Annotated in this window: 16 protein-coding genes; 10 read left to right on the top strand and 6 right to left on the bottom strand. The window is 70.2% G+C overall.

Features of this window, described 5'->3' with window-relative positions; genetic code table 11:
* Window positions 1-62: 62 nt before the first annotated feature.
* Window positions 63-620 (bottom strand): toxin-antitoxin system, toxin component, encoded by a 558-nt coding sequence (locus BFF78_RS06820; RefSeq protein ID WP_069777452.1) that lies wholly within the window; start codon window positions 618-620, stop codon window positions 63-65.
* Window positions 621-634: 14 nt separating this feature from the next.
* The gene (locus BFF78_RS06815) at window positions 635-1,291 is read right to left on the bottom strand and encodes a helix-turn-helix domain-containing protein (RefSeq protein WP_069777451.1); all 657 of its coding nucleotides are present in this window, start codon (window positions 1,289-1,291) and stop codon (window positions 635-637) included.
* A gap of 253 nt (window positions 1,292-1,544) precedes the next feature.
* Between BFF78_RS06815 and BFF78_RS06810 the strand changes: the two genes are divergently transcribed.
* The 7 genes from BFF78_RS06810 to BFF78_RS06780 all read left to right on the top strand — a co-directional run bounded on the left by BFF78_RS06810 (window position 1,545) and on the right by BFF78_RS06780 (window position 10,567).
* Window positions 1,545-2,210 carry an MmyB family transcriptional regulator gene (locus BFF78_RS06810; RefSeq protein ID WP_069783424.1) on the top strand — a complete coding sequence of 222 codons (666 nt, stop codon included), beginning with the start codon at window positions 1,545-1,547 and terminating at the stop codon, window positions 2,208-2,210.
* Between the two features lie 169 nt (window positions 2,211-2,379).
* Window positions 2,380-3,378, top strand: a complete 999-nt coding sequence (locus BFF78_RS06805) for a LacI family DNA-binding transcriptional regulator (RefSeq protein WP_193433424.1) — start codon at window positions 2,380-2,382, stop codon at window positions 3,376-3,378.
* A gap of 131 nt (window positions 3,379-3,509) precedes the next feature.
* Window positions 3,510-4,862, top strand: a complete 1,353-nt coding sequence (locus BFF78_RS06800; protein ID WP_069777449.1) for an ABC transporter substrate-binding protein — start codon at window positions 3,510-3,512, stop codon at window positions 4,860-4,862.
* Window positions 4,863-4,867: 5 nt separating this feature from the next.
* The gene (locus BFF78_RS06795) at window positions 4,868-5,824 is read left to right on the top strand and encodes a carbohydrate ABC transporter permease (RefSeq protein ID WP_069777448.1); all 957 of its coding nucleotides are present in this window, start codon (window positions 4,868-4,870) and stop codon (window positions 5,822-5,824) included.
* Window positions 5,821-6,696 carry a carbohydrate ABC transporter permease gene (locus BFF78_RS06790; protein WP_069777447.1) on the top strand — a complete coding sequence of 292 codons (876 nt, stop codon included), beginning with the start codon at window positions 5,821-5,823 and terminating at the stop codon, window positions 6,694-6,696. Before BFF78_RS06795 ends, BFF78_RS06790 begins: the two co-directional genes overlap by 4 nt.
* 34 nt (window positions 6,697-6,730) lie before the next feature.
* Entirely contained in the window at window positions 6,731-8,338 is a 1,608-nt protein-coding gene (locus BFF78_RS06785; protein ID WP_069777446.1) for a glycoside hydrolase family 13 protein, read from the top strand.
* A 51-nt stretch (window positions 8,339-8,389) separates the two neighbouring features.
* The gene (locus BFF78_RS06780) at window positions 8,390-10,567 is read left to right on the top strand and encodes a discoidin domain-containing protein (protein WP_069777445.1); all 2,178 of its coding nucleotides are present in this window, start codon (window positions 8,390-8,392) and stop codon (window positions 10,565-10,567) included.
* Between the two features lie 62 nt (window positions 10,568-10,629).
* Here BFF78_RS06780 and BFF78_RS49305 read toward each other — a convergent pair whose 3' ends face one another.
* Entirely contained in the window at window positions 10,630-10,761 is a 132-nt protein-coding gene (locus BFF78_RS49305) for a hypothetical protein (protein ID WP_257786867.1), read from the bottom strand.
* A gap of 114 nt (window positions 10,762-10,875) precedes the next feature.
* Between BFF78_RS49305 and BFF78_RS06775 the strand changes: the two genes are divergently transcribed.
* Together BFF78_RS06775 and BFF78_RS06770 are read left to right on the top strand one after the other, a co-directional pair.
* A complete protein-coding gene (locus tag BFF78_RS06775; RefSeq protein ID WP_069777444.1) occupies window positions 10,876-12,924 on the top strand; it encodes a phosphocholine-specific phospholipase C in 2,049 nt (682 codons plus the stop codon).
* A gap of 66 nt (window positions 12,925-12,990) precedes the next feature.
* A complete protein-coding gene (locus BFF78_RS06770; RefSeq protein WP_069777443.1) occupies window positions 12,991-13,857 on the top strand; it encodes an LURP-one-related family protein in 867 nt (288 codons plus the stop codon).
* 198 nt (window positions 13,858-14,055) lie between these two features.
* Here BFF78_RS06770 and BFF78_RS06765 read toward each other — a convergent pair whose 3' ends face one another.
* From BFF78_RS06765 to BFF78_RS06755, 3 genes are all read right to left on the bottom strand, one after another.
* Window positions 14,056-15,018, bottom strand: coding sequence for an SDR family NAD(P)-dependent oxidoreductase (locus BFF78_RS06765; RefSeq protein ID WP_069777442.1), 963 nt, complete (start codon window positions 15,016-15,018; stop codon window positions 14,056-14,058).
* A 99-nt stretch (window positions 15,019-15,117) separates the two neighbouring features.
* Window positions 15,118-16,065 (bottom strand): DMT family protein, encoded by a 948-nt coding sequence (locus tag BFF78_RS06760; protein WP_069777441.1) that lies wholly within the window; start codon window positions 16,063-16,065, stop codon window positions 15,118-15,120.
* Window positions 16,062-16,865 carry a phosphatase PAP2 family protein gene (locus BFF78_RS06755; RefSeq protein ID WP_069777440.1) on the bottom strand — a complete coding sequence of 268 codons (804 nt, stop codon included), beginning with the start codon at window positions 16,863-16,865 and terminating at the stop codon, window positions 16,062-16,064. The genes BFF78_RS06760 and BFF78_RS06755 overlap by 4 nt, the downstream gene beginning before the upstream one ends.
* Before the next feature lie 166 nt (window positions 16,866-17,031).
* On the opposite strand from BFF78_RS06755, the gene BFF78_RS06750 reads away from it, so the two are divergent.
* On the top strand, window positions 17,032-17,676 hold the full coding sequence (locus BFF78_RS06750; protein WP_069777439.1) for a TetR/AcrR family transcriptional regulator: 645 nt from the start codon (window positions 17,032-17,034) through the stop codon (window positions 17,674-17,676).
* The last annotated feature ends 115 nt before the right edge of the window (window positions 17,677-17,791 follow it).

The raw sequence follows: 17,791 nt of genomic DNA, 5'->3' as shown, positions 1-17,791 counted from the left end.
CTTCGGTCAGCCAGTGGCGCGTACGCCCTTCCGGTCAGCCAGTGGCGCGTACGCCCTTCCGGTCAGCTCTGCGCCCCCGGATACCCCAGGGACGCCTCGATGCGCCCGGCCACGCCGTCGCGCTGCACCGGGCCGCGCAGGGCCGAACCGGCCAGCCGGGTGCGGCACTTTCGGGCCAGGAGCAGACCGAAGGTCTCGGCCTCCCGCTCCTCCGCGAGGTCGAAGCGGGTCCGGGCCGCGACCCGCTGCACCGTGGCCTGGAGCGCGTCCTGATCGGTGTCGTCGTGCAGCAGCCGCGTGGCGACCCCGACGCCGTCGATGTGGTGCCCGCGGTGGTCGGCCTGCATGTGCCACAGCTCATGGCCGAGAATCACCAACTGGTGGTCCGGCGCGGTGCGTTCCTCCACGACGACGAGGTCGCGGTCGGTCAGATCCAGCCACAGTCCGCTCGCCGTACCCGGCGGAAAGGCGGCCGCGCGGAAGTGCACCGGGCGACCGCGGCGGCGGCTCATCGCCTCGCACAGCGCGTGGTACAGCTCCCGCGGCGGTGCCGGTGTGGGCAGTGCCAGTCCGCCCACCAGCTCGTTGCACAGCCGGCGCATGTCCCTGCCGATGCCCACAGTCCTCCCCCGGCTCACGACTCGGGCCGTTTGACGCTTTCCAGGAGCATGTCGAGCCACTCCGCGACCTTGTCCCGGTGCTGGTCGGTGGGCAACTGCGCGGCCCGCCACGCTATTCCGCGCACCCCGTGGTCCTGCAGCAGCTGCTCCAGCGGATCCTCCGCGGCCCGTGCGGCGGCCCGCTCCCGGTCGGCCAGCTTCTGCAGCAGCTCCTGCTCGGTGCGCTGCAACGCGCCCGCCAGCGCCTCGGGGTCCTCCGCGGTGAGGAAGCCGGCGTGCACCCGGAAGAATCGCTGCAGCGCGTCGCAGTGCTCCATGGTGGGCCGCCGGTCGCCGTTGATGAGCGCGCCGGCCTGCTGCCGGGACATGCCCGCGCCGTCGGCGATCTCCTGCTGGGTGTACTTGCGGCCGTTCGGTTTCAGCCGGGTGCGCCGCAGCAGGCCCAGGCGCTGCAGAAAGCGTGCCTGGACGTCCGGTTCGCCGGCCGGCCGGCCCGTGAGCAGGGCCTTGACCACCGCCTCCGGGACACCGCAGGCCACGGAGAGCCGTCCGACGTCGAAGACCTCGGCCTGCGGCACGCCGAGCCGGTCGGCGAGCGCGGTGACGCGGGCGACGACGGCCGGCAGCTGGGCGGTCGCCGTGGCGCCCGGATCCTCGTAGCCTTCCGTCACCGACAGAACTCCTACGTCTCTCAAGGGCTTCAGATGCGTCCGTGCTTCTGACGAGCTTCTCACGAGCGATCGCCGTGAACTTCACCGGAGAGTAGCGGGTGCCTCGAACTCACATCCAGGTGTCGCCACAACTGTGGCGAATTTCAGCCGTCAACGGCCGCGAAATGCCACGATAGTTGACACGGTCTTGCCGGGGGCCGCAGGATCGCAGGGCCGCGTGAAGGGCGCAGAGGGCAAGAGGGGTGACCTCCCGATGGCATATCAGGCAGGAGGGCAGCGGCCGGCACCGCGGCCCGTCCCCGAGACCTGCACCCAGGCGTATCTCCAGGACTACGCCGTGCTGCTGGAGTCCGTCGCGTGCCCGTCCCTGGTCGTCGACCACTGCTGGGACGTGGTCATGGCCAACGGTGCGTTCGAGACACTTTTCCGAGGGGTGCGGCGGCAGACGACGGCCATGCCCGGGGACAACTTCCTGCGGTTCGTCCTGTTCCACCCGGACGCGGCCGACGTCCTCGGCGAGCACGAGCAGGGCTGGTGCCTGCCGATGCTGGCCCACCTCAGGACCGCCCTGGAGACATACGGTCACGACCACGAACTCCAGGCCATCCGCCGGGACGTCGCCCAGGACCCACTGATGGAGGCCGCCTACCGGCAGGGCCTGCCGCACTGGATCCGGGCCGTCGGCGAGAGCGCGACCCGGCTCGACGGGGCGGTACGGCTGCTGATCCATCCCGACCCGCGCCGCGGCCCCACCGAGTGCCGCATCGTCGAGGAGACGCCCGAGATCCTGCGCGGCCTCGGCTACCGGCGCCTGACCCTGGTCCTCCGCGAGAACCGCCGCCCCGCCGCGCCGGTACGCCGTCCGCGCCGAACCCGCGGCACGGCCCATCTCATGGTGGTCAGGCCCCCCGAGAACTGACCCGGCACCGCCGGCGTTCAGGTCGCCGGCGGCGCCGGGTCGAAAGACGGCGGGTGCGAGGGGTCGCGGCGGGTGGGCGGCCGGACGCGAAGTGGGGGCGTGCGAGACAGGGAGTCCGCACGCAGCCCTTACGCAAGCGGCTTGCGTAGCTTGCGCTAATATTGCGTGCATGACGCGACGACTTGCGGAAGTGGCGAAGAAGGTCGGGGTCAGCGAGGCCACGGTCAGCCGGGTGCTCAACGGCAAGCCCGGGGTCTCCGAAGCCACCCGGCAGGCGGTGCTGACGGCGCTCGACGTGCTCGGCTACGAGCGCCCCACCCAGCTGCGCGGCGAACGCGCCCGGCTCGTCGGCCTGGTCCTGCCGGAGCTGCAGAACCCCATCTTCCCGGCGTTCGCCGAGGTCATCGGCGGCGCGCTCGCCCAGCTCGGGCTCACCCCGGTGCTGTGCACGCAGACCAAGGGCGGCGTCTCCGAGGCGGACTACGTCGAACTGCTGCTGCAGCAGCAGGTCTCCGGCGTCGTCTTCGCCGGCGGCCTCTACGCGCAGGCCGACGCGCCCCACGACCACTACCGGCTGCTCGCCGACCGCAACATCCCGGTCGTCCTGGTCAACGCGGCCATCGAACACCTCGGTTTCCCGGGCGTGTCCTGCGACGACGCCGTAGCCGTCGAGCAGGCGTGGCGCCACCTGGCCTCCCTCGGCCACGAGCGCATCGGACTGGTCCTCGGCCCCGGCGACCACGTGCCCTCGGCGCGTAAACTGGCCGCCGCGCGGGCGATCGCCGGTGACCTGCCGGAGGATTGCGTCGCCCGGGCGATCTTCTCCATCGAGGGCGGTCACGCGGCCGCGTCCCGGCTGATCGACCGGGGTGTCACGGGCATCATCTGCGCGTCCGACCCCCTCGCGCTGGGCGCCGTCCGGGCCGCGCGCCGCAAGGGCTACGACGTCCCGGGGCGGATCTCCGTCGTCGGCTACGACGACTCGGCGTTCATGAACTGCACCGAGCCTCCGCTCACCACCGTCCGCCAGCCCATCGAAGCCATGGGCCGCGCGGCCGTCGAGCTGCTGAACGCGCAGATCGGCGGCACGGCCGTACCCGCCGAGGAGCTGCTGTTCGAGCCCGAGCTGGTGGTGCGCGGCTCCACCGCGCAAGCCCCGCGCGGCTGAGATCGAGAAGATCAAACAGCTGCTGTCGAATAATTACAGATTCTGCGCGACATCTTGCGTTGAGATGTCGCCGGTGCTTGAGTGTGCGACACCCACCGCTCCTGCCATGCGTGCCATCAGGGGGTCCACCGATGAGAAGCACCGGGTTCCGGCGTACCGTCGTCGCGATCGGCGTCTGTTCCTCGCTCGCCCTCGCCGCCACCGCCTGCGGGTCGGGTGACGGCGACTCGGCGAGCGGCAGGACACGGATCACCGTCAACTGCGAGCCGCCGAAAAGCGCCAAGGTCGACCGGAACTTCTTCGAGGAGGACCTCGCCTCCTTCACGAGACAGAACCCGGACATCGACGTCGTCGCGCACGACGCCTTCCCCTGCCAGGACCCGAAGACCTTCGACGCCAAGCTCGCCGGCGGTCAGATGGAAGACGTCTTCTACGCGTACTTCACCGACGCCAAGCACGTCGTGGGCATCAACCAGGCGGCCGACCTCACGCCGTACCTGAAGGAGTTGAAGTCCTACCACACGATCCAGAAGCAGCTGCGCGACGTCTACACCATGGACGGGAAGGTCTACGGTATCCCGCGTACCGGATACAGCATGGGGTTGATCTACAACCGCAAGCTCTTCCGGAAGGCCGGCCTCGACCCCGACAAGCCCCCGACGACCTGGGACGACGTCCGCGCCGACGCGAGGAGGATCGCCGCCCTCGGAAGCGGCACCGTCGGCTACGCCGACTACAGCGCCCAGAACCAGGGCGGCTGGCACTTCACCGCCGAACTGTACGCACAGGGCGGCGACGTCGTCGGCGCCGACGGCAAGAAGGCCACCATCGACACCCCCGAGGGCCACGCCGTCCTGCAGAACCTGCACGACATGCGGTGGACCGACGACTCCATGGGCAGCAAGCAGCTCCTCGTCATCAACGACGTGCAGCAGATGATGGGTTCGGGCAAGCTCGGCATGTATCTCGCCGCTCCCGACAACATCCCGATCCTGGTCAAGGAGAGGGGCGCGCACTACGACGACATCGCCATCGGCCCGATGCCAGGAGGCAAGGCCACACTCATCGGCGGCGACGGCTACATGTTCAACAAGCACGACACGCCCGCCCAGATCCGGGCCGGCCTGAAATGGCTCGACCACATGTTCCTCACCCCCGGATCGGGCTTCCTCGGCGACTACGCCCGCGCAAAGCAGCACGACGCCCCGGTCGGCCTGCCCGAGCCGCGGCTGTTCACCGGCGCCGCCGATGCCAAGGACCAGCAGGCCAAGAAGGCCAACGCCAATGTCCCGGTGGAGAACTACCAGTCCTTCCTCGACGGCAACCAGCAGCTGACGATGAAGATCGAGCCGCCCGACGCCCAGCAGATCTACTCCGTCCTCGACTCGGCCGTCTCCGCCGTCCTCACCAAGCAGGACGCCGACATCGACCAGCTGCTCAAGGACGGGTCCGGCAAGATCGACGGCATCCTCGCCCGGAGCTGACCGCCATGACGAAGACGGCCGAACGGCGGCCCGTGACGAAGGCCGCCGTCTACCCGGTCCCGGCACCGCCCCCGGCAGGGGGCCGGAGGCGCCGCCGCCTCGCCGACCAGGCCCGCGCCTACGCCTTCCTGTTCGGCGGCCTCCTCTGTTTCGCCCTGTTCTCCTGGTACCCGGCGATCCGCGCGGTCGTCATCGCCTTCCAGAAGTACACGCCCGGCTCGAAGCCGGAGTGGGTCGGCACCGCGAACTTCACCCGCGTCCTCAACGACCCCGAGTTCAGCGCGGCCTGGCGCAACACGCTCACCTTCACCCTGCTGGCCCTGCTCATCGGCTTCGCGGTCCCCTTCCTCCTCGCCCTCGTCCTGGGCGAACTCCGGCACGCCAAGGCGTTCTTCCGGGTGGTCGTCTATCTGCCGGTGATGATCCCGCCGGTGGTCAGCGCCCTGCTGTGGAAGTGGTTCTACGACCCCGGAGCCGGCCTCGCCAACGAAGCGCTGCGCTTCCTGCACCTGCCGACGTCCAACTGGTCCAACGGCACCGACACCGCCCTCGTCTCCCTGGTGATCGTGGCCACCTGGGCCAACATGGGCGGCACCGTCCTCATCTACCTCGCCGCCCTCCAGTCCATCCCCGGCGAGCTGTACGAGGCCGCCGAACTGGACGGCGCGAACCTGCTCCAGCGCGTCCGGCACGTCACGGTCCCGCAGACCCGGTTCGTGATCCTGATGCTGATGCTCCTTCAGGTCATCGCCACCATGCAGGTGTTCACCGAACCCTTCGTCATCACCGGCGGCGGCCCGGAGAACGCCACGGTCACCGTCCTCTACCTCATCTACAAGTACGCCTTCCTCTACAACGACTTCGGCGGCGCCTGCGCCCTCAGCGTCATGCTCCTGGTCCTGCTCGGCGCCTTCTCCGCCGTCTATCTGCGGCTCACCCGCACCAAGGGGGACAGCGCATGAGCACCCGCACCCTGGTCTCCCCGGCGACCCTCGCCCGCCCGCGCGGCAAGGCGCTCTACTGGACGGTGTTCACGGCCGTCGTCGTCCTCTTCGCGCTCGCCTTCCTCTTCCCGGTCTACTGGATGGTGACCGGCGCCATGAAGTCCCCGGACGAGGTGGCCCGGACCCCGCCGGTGATCGTCCCCGAGCACTGGCATCTCGGCGCGTACACCGACGCCTGGGACCTGATGCAGCTGCCGCAGCACCTGTGGAACACCGTCGTCCAGGCCGCCGGCGCCTGGGCGTTCCAGCTGGTGTTCTGCACGGCCGCCGCCTACGCCCTGTCCAAGCTGAAACCGGCCTTCGGCAAGGTGATCCTCGGCGGCATCCTCGCCACCCTCATGGTCCCGGCACAGGCCCTCGTCGTACCGAAGTACCTGACGGCCGCCGACCTGCCGTTGATCCACACCAGCCTGCTCAACGACCCCCTCGCCATCTGGCTGCCGGCCGTCGCCAACGCCTTCAACCTGTATCTGCTCAAACGGTTCTTCGACCAGCTGCCGCGCGATGTGCTGGAGGCGGCCGAGATCGACGGCGCCGGCAAGCTGCGCATACTGTGGTCGGTCGTACTGCCCATGTCCCGGCCGGTGCTCGGCGTGGTGTCGATCTTCGCGCTGGTCGCCGTCTGGCAGGACTTCCTGTGGCCGCTGATGGTCTTCTCCGACACCGACAAGCAGCCGATCAGCGTGGCCCTGGTCCAGCTGTCGCAGAACATCCAGCTCACCGTGCTCATCGCCGCGATGGTGATCGCCAGCATCCCGATGGTGGCGCTGTTCCTCGTCTTCCAGCGGCACATCGTCGCCGGGATCAGCGCGGGCAGCACCAAGGGCTGACGCCGCGGCACCGCATACAGAAAGGTCGAGCTCCGTGGGACAGCCCACCCATGCCCCGAATGACCGCGACTGGTGGCGCTCCGCCGTCATCTACCAGGTCTACGTCCGCAGCTTCGCGGACGGCGACGGCGACGGCACCGGCGACCTCGCGGGCGTCCGCGCCCGGCTGCCGTACCTCGTCGAACTCGGCGTGGACGCCCTGTGGTTCACCCCCTGGTACCTGTCACCCTTGAAGGACGGCGGCTACGACGTCGCCGACTACCGCACCATCGACCCGGCCTTCGGCACCCTCGCCGAGGCGGAGAAACTCATCGCGGAAGCACGCGAGCTGGGTATCCGGACCATCGTCGACATCGTGCCCAACCACGTCTCCGACCAGCACCCCTGGTTCCGGGCCGCGCTCGCCGCCGGGCCCGGCAGCCCGGAACGCGAGCTGTTCCACTTCCGCCCCGGACGCGGCGCACACGGCGAACTCCCGCCCAACGACTGGCCGTCGCAGTTCGTCGGCTCCACCGAACCGGTGTGGACCCGCCTGCCCGACGGCGACTGGTACCTGCACCTGTTCACACCCGAGCAGCCGGACCTCAACTGGGCCCATCCGGCGGTGCGTCAGGAACACGAGGACATCCTGCGCTTCTGGTTCGAGCGCGGCGTCGCCGGCGTCCGCATCGACTCCGCCGCCCTGCTCGCCAAGGACCCGGACCTGCCCGACCTCGCCACGCATCCCGAGCCGCACCCCTTCGTCGACCGCGACGAACTCCACGACATCTACCGCTCCTGGCGGCGCGTGGCGGACGCCTACGACGGCGTCTTCGTCGGCGAGGTCTGGCTCCCCGACGCCGAGCGCTTCGCCCGCTATCTGCGTCCCGACGAACTCCACACCGCCTTCAACTTCTCCTTCCTCTCCTGCCCCTGGGACCCCGGCCGGCTGCGCGCCTCCATCGACACCACCCTCGCCGAACACGCCCCCGTCGGCGCCCCGGCCACCTGGGTGCTGTGCAACCACGACGTCACCCGCACGGTCACCCGGTACGGCCGTGCGGACACCGGGTTCGACTTCGCCGCCAAGGCCTTCGGTACGCCGACCGATCCGGCGCTGGGGACCCGGCGGGCCCGCGCTGCCGCGCTGTTGTCGCTGGCGTTGCCGGGAGCGGTGTACCTCTACCAGGGGGAGGAGCTGGGGCTGCCGGAGGCCGAGATCCCGGTGGACCGTATACAGGATCCGATGTACTTCCGATCGCAGGGAGCCGCCCCGGGCCGGGACGGCTGCCGGGTACCGCTGCCGTGGGCCGGCGGTATGCCGTATGCGGGATTCGGTTCACGGCAGGAGCCGTGGCTACCGCAGCCGGTCGACTGGCCATCGTATGCAGTCGACCGGCAACAGTATGACCCGGACTCCATGCTCACCCTCTACCGCCGGGCCATCGCCGCCCGCCCCCTCTTCGGCGGCGGCCCGCTGACCTGGCTGCCCACCCCCGATGGCGTCCTCGCCTTCACCCGCGCCGAGGGCGTGACCTGCATGGTCAACCTCGCGCCCACCCCTGCCGAGCTTCCCGGACACTCCCACCTCATGCTCGCCAGCGGCCCGCTGGACGACCAGGGCCGGCTGCCGCAGGACACGGCGGCCTGGCTGCGGAGCTGAGCCGCCGACGCACCGCGCTATCCCCGCACCCCACCTCGAAGGGATCGGCACATGCACAGCACCATGGTCAGATCTGTCAGGAGCATGTCAGTCATTGCGACCGCTGTGGCCCTCGCCGCCGGCATGCTCGTGGCCGTCGCGCCCGCCGCCCACGCGGCTGTCGGCGCCGCCCTCCCCTTCACCTCGGTGGAGGCGGAGTCGGCGACCACCACCGGCACCGAGATCGGCCCCGACTACACCCAGGGCACGCTCGCCTCCGAGGCCTCCGGACGGCGGGCCGTGCGCCTCACCTCCAGACAGCGCGTCGAGTTCACGGCGCCCCAGGCCGCCAACGCCGTGAACGTCTCCTACAGCGTCCCCGACGGCCAGTCCGGCACGCTCAACGTGTACGTCAACGGCGTCAGGCTCGCGAAGACCCTGACCGTCACCTCCAAGTACTCCTACATCGACACCGGCTGGATCCCCGGCGCCAAGACGCACCACTTCTTCGACAACACCCGGATGCTGCTGGGCCAGAACATCCAGCCCGGCGACAGGGTCGCCTTCGAGTCGACCGGTACCCAGGTCACCGTCGACGTCGCCGACTTCGAGCAGGTCCCGGCGCCCGCCACACAGCCCGTCGGCTCGGTCTCCGTGGTGTCCAAAGGCGCCGACCCCGGCGGCAACGGCGACTCCACCCAGGCCTTCCGCGACGCCATCGCCGCCGCCCAGGGCGGAACGGTGTGGATCCCGCCAGGGGACTACAGGATCACCTCGTCCCTCAGCGGCGTGCAGAACGTGACGCTCCAGGGCGCCGGCAGCTGGTACTCGGTCGTGCACACCTCCCGGTTCGTCGACCAGTCCAGCTCCTCCGGAAACGTCCACATCAAGGACTTCGCGGTCATCGGCGAGGTCACCGAGCGCGTCGACTCCAACCCGGACAACTTCGTCAACGGCTCCCTCGGCCCCAACTCGTCCGTCTCCGGCATGTGGATCCAGCACATGAAGTGCGGCATGTGGCTGATGGGCAACGACGACAACCTGGTGGTGGAGAACAACCGCATCCTCGACACCACCGCCGACGGAATCAACCTCAACGGCACCGCCAAGGGCGTCGTCGTCCGCAACAACTTCCTGCGCAACCAGGGAGACGACTCCCTCGCCATGTGGTCGCTGTACTTGCCGGACACCGGCTCCAGCTTCGAGAACAACACGATCTCGCAGCCCAACCTCGCCAACGGCATCGCGATCTACGGCGGCACCGACATCTCGGTGAAGAACAACCTGATCTCCGACACCAACGCCCTCGGCAGCGGAATCGCGATCTCCAACCAGAAGTTCTTGGACCCGTTCTCTCCGCTGTCGGGCACGATCACGGTCGACGGCAACACGCTGGTGCGCACCGGTGCGATGAACCCCAACTGGAACCACCCGATGGGCGCGCTGCGCGTCGACTCCTACGACAGCGCGATCAACGCGACGGTGAACATCACCAACACCACCATCACCGACAGTCCCTACAGCGCCTTCGAGTTCGTCTCCGGCGGCGGGCACGGCTACCCGGTCCGCAACGTCAACGTGAGCGGTGCGACCGTGCGGAACATCGGCACGGTCGTCGTCCAGGCCGAGTCGCAGGGCGCGGCCGCCTTCAAGAACGTCACCGCCACCCAGGTCGGCGCCGCCGGCATCTACAACTGCCCTTATCCGGCGAACTCCGGCTCGTTCACGCTCACCGACGGCGGCGGCAACTCCGGCTGGAGCAGCACATGGTCGGACTGCTCCACCTGGCCCCAGCCCGGCCAGGGCAACCCCGAACCCGATCCGAACCGCAACCTCGCCAAGGGGCGGCCGGCCTCCGCGACCGGTTCCCAGGACGTGTACACGCCGGGCAAGGCGGTCGACGGTGACGCGAACTCCTACTGGGAATCCACCAACAACGCCTTCCCGCAGTCCTGGACGGCCGACCTCGGCGCGTCCTACGCCGTGCGCCGCCTGGTGCTGAAGCTGCCCCCGTCCTCGGCCTGGGGCGCTCGCACCCAGACCGTCACCGTGCTCGGCAGCACCGACGGCTCCACCTACTCCACCGTCGTCGGCGCGCAGGGCTACCGCTTCGACCCGGCCACCGGCAACACGGCCACGGTCTCCCTGCCGGGCACCACGAACCTGCGCTACCTCCGCCTCACCGTCAGTGCCAACACGGGCTGGCCGGCGGGGCAGTTCAGCGAGGTGGAGGCGTACCTGACGTCCTGACCGAGGACCGCGTCACAGATCCGGCACCCGACGGGCGCCCCGGCACCGGGACACGCGGACCATCACGGGTCACCAGCGGCCCGCTCCTCCTCGGTGAGGACCGTGTCCCGGTGATCCGGGGCGCCCCCCAGGTCGAGCAGGCCGGTCTCGTCCTGCGAAAGGCTGGTGACACCGCACGGACCGCCGAGTTTCACACAGGCGCCACCAGACCCTTCCCTGACGTTTGGTGCTCTTGGAACACTCGCTCCGCGCAGATTCCGTCATTTGAACGGCATCACGTACGTCAGGACGAGAGGACTTTCAGAACCATGCCCGAAGTCAACCGGCGCCGTTTCCTTCAACTCGCGGGCGCCACCACGGCGTTCACCGCTCTGTCCAGCAGCATCCAGCGCGCCGCTGCGCTGCCCGCGCACCACCGCACCGGGACGGTCCAGGACGTCGAGCACATCGTCGTCCTCATGCAGGAGAACCGATCCTTCGATCACTACTTCGGTACGCTCCGCGGTGTCCGCGGCTTCGGCGACCCCCGTTCCGTCTCGCAGAACGGCACGTCCGTCTGGAAGCAGTCCGACGGCACCAAGGACATCCTGCCCTTCCACCCGGACGCCGACGACCTGGGCCTCGCCTTCATCCAGGACCTGCCGCACGGCTGGCAGGACACGCACGCCGCCTTCAACGGGGGTAAGTACGACAAATGGGTGCCGGCCAAGGGCACCACGACCATGGCGCACCTGACCCGCCACGACATACCGTTCCACTACGCCCTCGCGGACGCCTTCACCATCTGCGACGCCTACCACTGCTCGTTCATGGGCTCCACCGACCCCAACCGCTACTACATGTGGACCGGTTACGTCGGCAACGACGGCCAGGGCGGGGGCCCGGTCCTCGGCAACGACGAGAAGGGCTACGGCTGGACGACGTACCCCGAGCGCCTGGAGAAGGCCGGGGTCTCCTGGAAGATCTACCAGGACATCGGCGACGGTCTCGACGCGAACGGCTCCTGGGGCTGGATCCAGGACGCCTACCGCGGCAACTACGGCGACAACGCCCTGCTGTACTTCAACCAGTACCGCAACGCGGCGCCCGGCGACCCGCTGTACGACAAGGCCCGCACCGGCACCGACGCCAAGAAGGGCGAGGGCTTCTTCGACCAGCTGAAGGCCGACGTCAAGGCCGACAAGCTGCCGCAGGTCTCCTGGGTCGTCGCCCCCGAGGCCTTCACCGAGCACCCCAACTGGCCTGCCAACTACGGTGCCTGGTACGTCTCCCAGGTCCTGGACGCGCTCACCGCCAACCCCGAGGTGTGGGGCAAGACCGCGCTGTTCATCACCTACGACGAGAACGACGGCTTCTTCGACCACGTCATCCCGCCCTACCCGCCGGCCTCCGGCGCCCAGGGCAAGTCGACCGTCGACCCCTCCCTCGACGTGTACAAGGGCGACGCCGGTCACGTCGCCGGCCCCTACGGGCTCGGCCAGCGTGTGCCGATGCTGGTCGTCTCCCCGTGGAGCAAGGGCGGTTACGTCTGCTCCGAGACCTTCGACCACACCTCGATCATCCGGTTCATCGAGCGCCGCTTCGGTGTGCACGAGCCGAACGTCTCGCCCTGGCGCCGCGCCGTCACCGGCGACCTGACCAGCGCCTTCGACTTCTCCCGCAAGGACACCAAGCCGGTCGCGCTGCCGTCCACGACCGGCTACGAGCCGCCGGATCACAACCGCCACCCCGACTACGTGCCCAAGCCGCCCGCCAACCCGTCGCTGCCCAAGCAGGAGCGCGGCAGCCGGCCCACCCGCCCGCTGAAGTACGCCCCGGTGGTGGACGGTTCCGCGGACACCGCGGCCGGCACCTTCACGCTCAGGTTCGCCTCGGGGGCGCACGCGGGCGCCGGCTTCCTCGTGACCTCCGGCAACCGCACCGACGGCCCCTGGACCTACACCACCGAGGCCGGCAAGTCCCTCTCCGACACCTGGAACTCCGCCTACTCCGGCGGCGTGCACGACCTCGCCGTACACGGCCCCAACGGCTTCCTGCGCGTCTTCAAGGGCAAGGGCAAGGCGGCGGGCCCGGAGGCGACCGCCCGGCACGTCGGCGACAACCTGGAACTGACCTTCACCAACAGGGGTTCCGGCACCGTCAGGCTGAAGGTGGCGAACGGCTACGGCGGTCACCCGGTCACCGTGACCGTACGGCCCGGCGCGACCGTCAAGCACACCGTCGACCTCACCGCGAGCAAGCGCTGGTACGACGTGACGGTCACCTGCGAGGCCGACCCGGCCTTCCTGCGCGGCTTCGCCGGTCACGTCGAGAACGGCCACCCCGGCGTCAGCGACCCGGCGATCGCCACGGAGTGAACGGGCGATGAACACCGCTCCGTGCGGACTGGTCAGGTACCGGTCACATCAAGGTAGTGTGCCCCGGTGACCACGCAATCGAACACTCCGGCAGGCTGGTACCCGGATCCGCACGGAGCGCCGCAGACGCTCCGCTACTGGGACGGCACGCAGTGGACCGAGCACACCAACCCGGCGCAGCAGCCCGCAGGCCAGGTCCCGCAGCAGCAGGCCGCTCCCCAGCAGCAGGCGGCCCCCCAGCAGTACGGCGTCCCCCAGGCGCAGGCCGCCGATCCCAAGGTGCAGCGTCAGGTGCAGCAGCAGGCCGGGGTCGCGGCAAACGGCCCCGGCGGCGGCACCCTCTTCACCGAGCCCGTCCTGGTCGTGAACCAGAAGGCCAAGCTGATCGAGGTGACCAACGAGTACAAGGTCATGGATCAGAACGGCCGCGAGATCGGCTCGGTCACCGAGGTCGGTCAGGGCGTGCTGAAGAAGATCTTCCGCTTCATCTCCAGCTGGGACCAGTTCATGACCCACAAGCTGGAGATCCGCGACGCCTACGGCCAGCCGCAGCTGCTGCTGACCCGGCCCGCGAAGATCTTCAAGTCCCGGGTCGTCGTGACGCGTCCGGACGGCTCACCCGTCGGTGAGATCGTCCAGCAGAACATGATCGGGAAGATCAACTTCGCGATGAACGCGAACGGCCAGCAGGTCGGCGCGATCAAGGCGGAGAACTGGCGGGCGTGGAACTTCGCGATCGTCGACCACGCGGACAACGAGGTCGCCCGGATCACCAAGACCTGGGAAGGCCTCGCCAAGACGCTCTTCACGACCGCCGACAACTACGTCCTGCAGATCCACTACCAGCTGCCCGAGCCGCTGCTGAGCCTCGTGGTGGCGACGGCCCTGACCGTCGACACCGCGCTCAAGCAGGACTCCCGGGGCTGGAACTGAGCGGGCCCCGACGGGGGAGAACCAAGACACCAGGAGCACGGCGACGGCGGCCGGTGTGCGCGAAGTGCGTGCGTACGGGCCGCCGTCTCCGTGTGTCGTGGCCGGGTGCCCGGGGCCCCGGCGACCGTCCCGTCCGCGGCGGGGTAGGTGTGAAGCGGTACCCATCGCTTGGGGCACCGCTCCCGCGGAACAGCACCTCTAGGCGGCGAACGCGTTGACGCCCGTCAGCTGTGCCGACAGCTCCCACAGCCGGGCGGCCTGCTCCGGGTCGATCGCCCAGTCCATGACGCCGAGACGCTCCTCGCCCTCCGGTGCGGGCTCGGCGATGTCGCAGTCCTCGAGGTAGACGCCACCGAGCCCGTCCAGCTGCGGCGAGGTCGCCGCCCACACCTGGGTGGCCGCACCCTGCTGCGGGGTCTTGAAGCCCTCGGGGTCGAGGACGTTGCCGTCCTCGTCGATCCAGCCCCGCTCGATCATCTCCTCCTTGGGCACGTGCCGTTGGAGAGGGGTGATGATGCCGCCGGGGTGCAGGGCGAAGGCGCGGACGCCGGCGTCACGGCCGAGCTTGTCGAGCTGGACGGCGAACAGGACGTTGGCGGTCTTGGCCTGGCCGTAGGCCTCCCACTTGTCGTAACCCTGCCGCCAGTGGACGTCGTCCCAGCGGATGCCGGAGAGGTGGTGGCCGCGGGAGGAGACGGAGACGACCCGGGCACCGCCCGGTGCGATCGCCGGCCACAGACGGTTGACGAGGGCGAAGTGACCGAGGTGGTTGGTGGCGAACTGGGCCTCCCATCCAGGTCCCACCCTGGTCTCCGGGCACGCCATGATCCCGGCGCTGTCGATCACGATGTCGATGGTCCGTCCGGAGGCGAGGAACCGCTCGGCGAAACCGCGCACGCTCTCCAGGTCGCCGAGGTCCAGCTCGTCCAGTTCGACGCCGGGGATGCCGGCGAGCGCCTGCTCGGCGGTGGCCGGGCGGCGGGCGGGCACGACCACGTGGGCGCCGGCCTTCACGAGCGAGCGGGTGGTCTCCAGTCCGATGCCCGAGTAGCCGCCGGTGACGAGGGCGAGCTTTCCGGTCAGGTCGATGCCCTGCAGGACGTCGTCGGCGGTGCTGGTGGCGCCGAAACCCGATCCGATCTTGTGCTGTGCAGTGCTCATGGCCCGAACGCTACGAATTCGAGCGCTCTCGAAGTCAAGTGACCGAGCGGCGCATCGGAGCCGCCGTACTCATGTGCGGTGCCGGCCATGACGGCGCGGTCAGAGTGCCGTGAGATGGCCGGGCCGTTCCGGCCGGCGCGGCACCAGTGCCGGTTCCGTGGTCGCCGTGCCCGCATCCAGGGCCAGTACGGCGGCCACGGGGTGCTCGTCGGCCTCGTGCACCGGTTGCCGTGTGACCCGGGTGAGCAGGACCACGCCCCAGGCCGCCAGGACCGCGCCGGCGAGGGCCAGCAGGATGCCGGTGGGGCCGCCCTGGAGGCCCTGGCCGAGCAGGGTGAGGCCGATGACCGCTGCGGCCACCGGGTTGGCGAGGGTGACGACGGCCAGCGGCGCGCCGAGGCCGCCGCGGTAGGCGGTCTGGGACAGCAGCAGCCCGCCGACGGCGAACGCGGCGACGAGTACGGCGACCACGACCACCTCGGTGCTCAGGACCGGCCCCGTGCGCTTCGTGACCGCCACGGTCACCGTCTGGGTCAGCGCCGAGGCGACACCGGAGGCGAAGCCGGACGCCGTCGCGTGCCGCAGGCCCGGCCGGGCGCCGGGCCGGGACAGCAGTCCGATGGCGGCAGCGGTCGTGGCCGCGACGGCCAGCGCCTCGGTCAGCGACAGCACCCGCGCGGGCGCCGGACCGGAGGCGGTGACGAGCAGCGCGGCGAGCCCGAGCAGCGTCAGCGCCGTACCGCGCCACTCCACCGCGCTGACCCGGCGCCCGGCGGCCCGCGCCCCGAGCGGTACGGCCGCGACCAGGGTGAGGGCGCCCAGCGGCTGGACGAGGGTGAGCGGGCCGTACTTGAGGGCGACGACGTGCAGCAGGGCGGCGGCCGCGTTCAGGCCGACCGCCGACCACCAGGCGCCGGTGCCGAGCAGCCGCAGCAGGCCGGAGCCCTGGGTGCGGGAGGCGAGGCGTTCCTGGGCGACGGCCGCCAGCGCGTAGGCGACGGCCGAGACGAGGGAGAGGGCCACGGCGGTCACTGCGGCGGTGCTCATCGGCCCGCTCCCGCCAGGACGCGCTCGCGCGGTGCGAGCCGGCCGGTGCCGCGTCCCGCCGTGGTGGCCGTCCGGTGCGGCGGGTGGATCACGGCGAGGGCGATACCGAGCATGGCGGTCGCGACCATCGCGTCGAGCCAGTAGTGGTTGGCCGTGCCCACGATCACCAGCAGGGTGATCAGCGGGTGCAGCAGCCACAGCCGGCGCCACCGGGACCGGGTGGCCACGATCAGTCCGATCGCCACCATCAGCGCCCAGCCGAAGTGCAGCGACGGCATCGCCGCGAACTGGTTGGACAGATGGTCGCTGGAGGGCGGGCCGTACACGGACGGGCCGTACCGGCGGGCGGTGTCCACGAGGCCGGTGTCGGCCAGCATCCGGGGCGGGGCCAGCGGGAAGGTGAACGGCAGCACCAGCGCGGCCGTGGTGACGACGGCGAGGACCCGGCGAGCCCACACGTAGTGCCCGGGACGCCGGAGGTAGAGCCAGACGAGGAAGGCCAGCGTCGCCGGGAAGTGGACGGTGGCGTAGTAGGTGTTCGCGAGGCGGACGAGGGTGCCGCCGTGCAGCAGTGCGGACTGCACGGCGTTCTCGTGGGGGAGATGCAGCGCCCGCTCCAGGTCCCACACGCGGTGGGCGTTGTGGAAGGCATTCGCGGTGTGTCCGGCGGCCAGCTGCCGGCCGAGTTTGTAGACGAGGAAGAGCCCCGCGACCAGCAGAAGCTCACGTATGAGTGCCGGGCGCGCTGTCGCGTCCGGCGGCTCCGCCTCTGCCTCTGCAGACTCGGTTCGGGCATTCATCCCCCGGCCCCTTCGCTGACGGTGGTGCGTGTACAAACCATCGATACATTGTCGTACCGATACGCCAGTGTACCGATACGCTCGTGTACCGGTACACTGGCGTATCGATTGGTGTGCGACACACTGGAGACAGGGATCCCGGGCCCCGAGGGAGAGGAAGCGCCACATGACGTCGCAGGCCGCGGACGAACCGGAGACGGTCGTCGCCTCGCGCCGCTCCAAGATCACGCCGGAGCGCGAGCGGGAGTTCTTCGACGCCGTGCTGGAGCAGATCCGCGAGTGCGGCTACGAGTCGGTCACCATGGAGGGCGTCGCCGCCACCACCCGGTGCAGCAAGTCCACGCTCTACCGGCAGTGGAAGACCAAGCCCCAGTTCGTCGCGGCCGCACTGCGCGCCAACCGCCGGGTGCGCTTCGCCGGCATCGACACCGGATCGCTCGCCGAGGACCTGCGCCAGGCCGCCCGGGCTGCGGGGGACTGGTCCGGCAAGGACACCCGGTTGCTGCAGGCCCTCGGGCACGCGGTGACCGCCGACCAGGAGCTGGCCCAGGCGCTGCGCGAGGCGCTGGTGTACCCGGAGATCGCCGCGCTGCAGGAGATGCTCGCGCGGGGCGTGGAGCGGGGCGAGGTCCCGGCGGACCACCCGGCGCTGGAGTACATCCCGGCCATGATGTTCGGCGTGCTGCGCGTCCGGCCGGTGCTCAGCGGCCAGTACGCGGACGCCGACTATCTCGTCCGGTTCGTGGAGGCCACCGTGCTTCCCGCGCTCGGGCTGACACAAGACCCAGGCCGCCGTTCACGGGATGACTGAACGGTGACCTGCCCGCGCCGCACCGTGGGGACGGGGGCGGCGCGCACCCCCGGCCGGGTGGGACTCCTCTTGAGCGGAGGGGAGCCCCACCCGGCCGGCACCACGTGCCCGGCCG

It is taken from the genome of Streptomyces fodineus, assembly GCF_001735805.1.
GTDB classification, from domain to species: Bacteria; Actinomycetota; Actinomycetes; order Streptomycetales; family Streptomycetaceae; genus Streptomyces; species Streptomyces fodineus.
The sequence above is the reverse complement of the archived record's forward strand: the minus strand, read 5'-3'. Positions and strand labels throughout refer to the sequence as shown.

Coding starts and splice junctions, on each gene's coding strand:
- BFF78_RS06810 (WP_069783424.1), top strand. CDS start 1,545: ATGGCATATCAGGCAGGAGGGCAGCGGCCGGCACCGCGGCCCGTCCCC.
- BFF78_RS06805 (WP_193433424.1), top strand. CDS start 2,380: ATGACGCGACGACTTGCGGAAGTGGCGAAGAAGGTCGGGGTCAGCGAG.
- BFF78_RS06800 (WP_069777449.1), top strand. CDS start 3,510: ATGAGAAGCACCGGGTTCCGGCGTACCGTCGTCGCGATCGGCGTCTGT.
- BFF78_RS06795 (WP_069777448.1), top strand. CDS start 4,868: ATGACGAAGACGGCCGAACGGCGGCCCGTGACGAAGGCCGCCGTCTAC.
- BFF78_RS06790 (WP_069777447.1), top strand. CDS start 5,821: ATGAGCACCCGCACCCTGGTCTCCCCGGCGACCCTCGCCCGCCCGCGC.
- BFF78_RS06780 (WP_069777445.1), top strand. CDS start 8,390: ATGCACAGCACCATGGTCAGATCTGTCAGGAGCATGTCAGTCATTGCG.
- BFF78_RS06775 (WP_069777444.1), top strand. CDS start 10,876: ATGCCCGAAGTCAACCGGCGCCGTTTCCTTCAACTCGCGGGCGCCACC.
- BFF78_RS06765 (WP_069777442.1), bottom strand. CDS start 15,018: ATGAGCACTGCACAGCACAAGATCGGATCGGGTTTCGGCGCCACCAGC.
- BFF78_RS06760 (WP_069777441.1), bottom strand. CDS start 16,065: ATGAGCACCGCCGCAGTGACCGCCGTGGCCCTCTCCCTCGTCTCGGCC.
- BFF78_RS06755 (WP_069777440.1), bottom strand. CDS start 16,865: ATGAATGCCCGAACCGAGTCTGCAGAGGCAGAGGCGGAGCCGCCGGAC.
- BFF78_RS06750 (WP_069777439.1), top strand. CDS start 17,032: ATGACGTCGCAGGCCGCGGACGAACCGGAGACGGTCGTCGCCTCGCGC.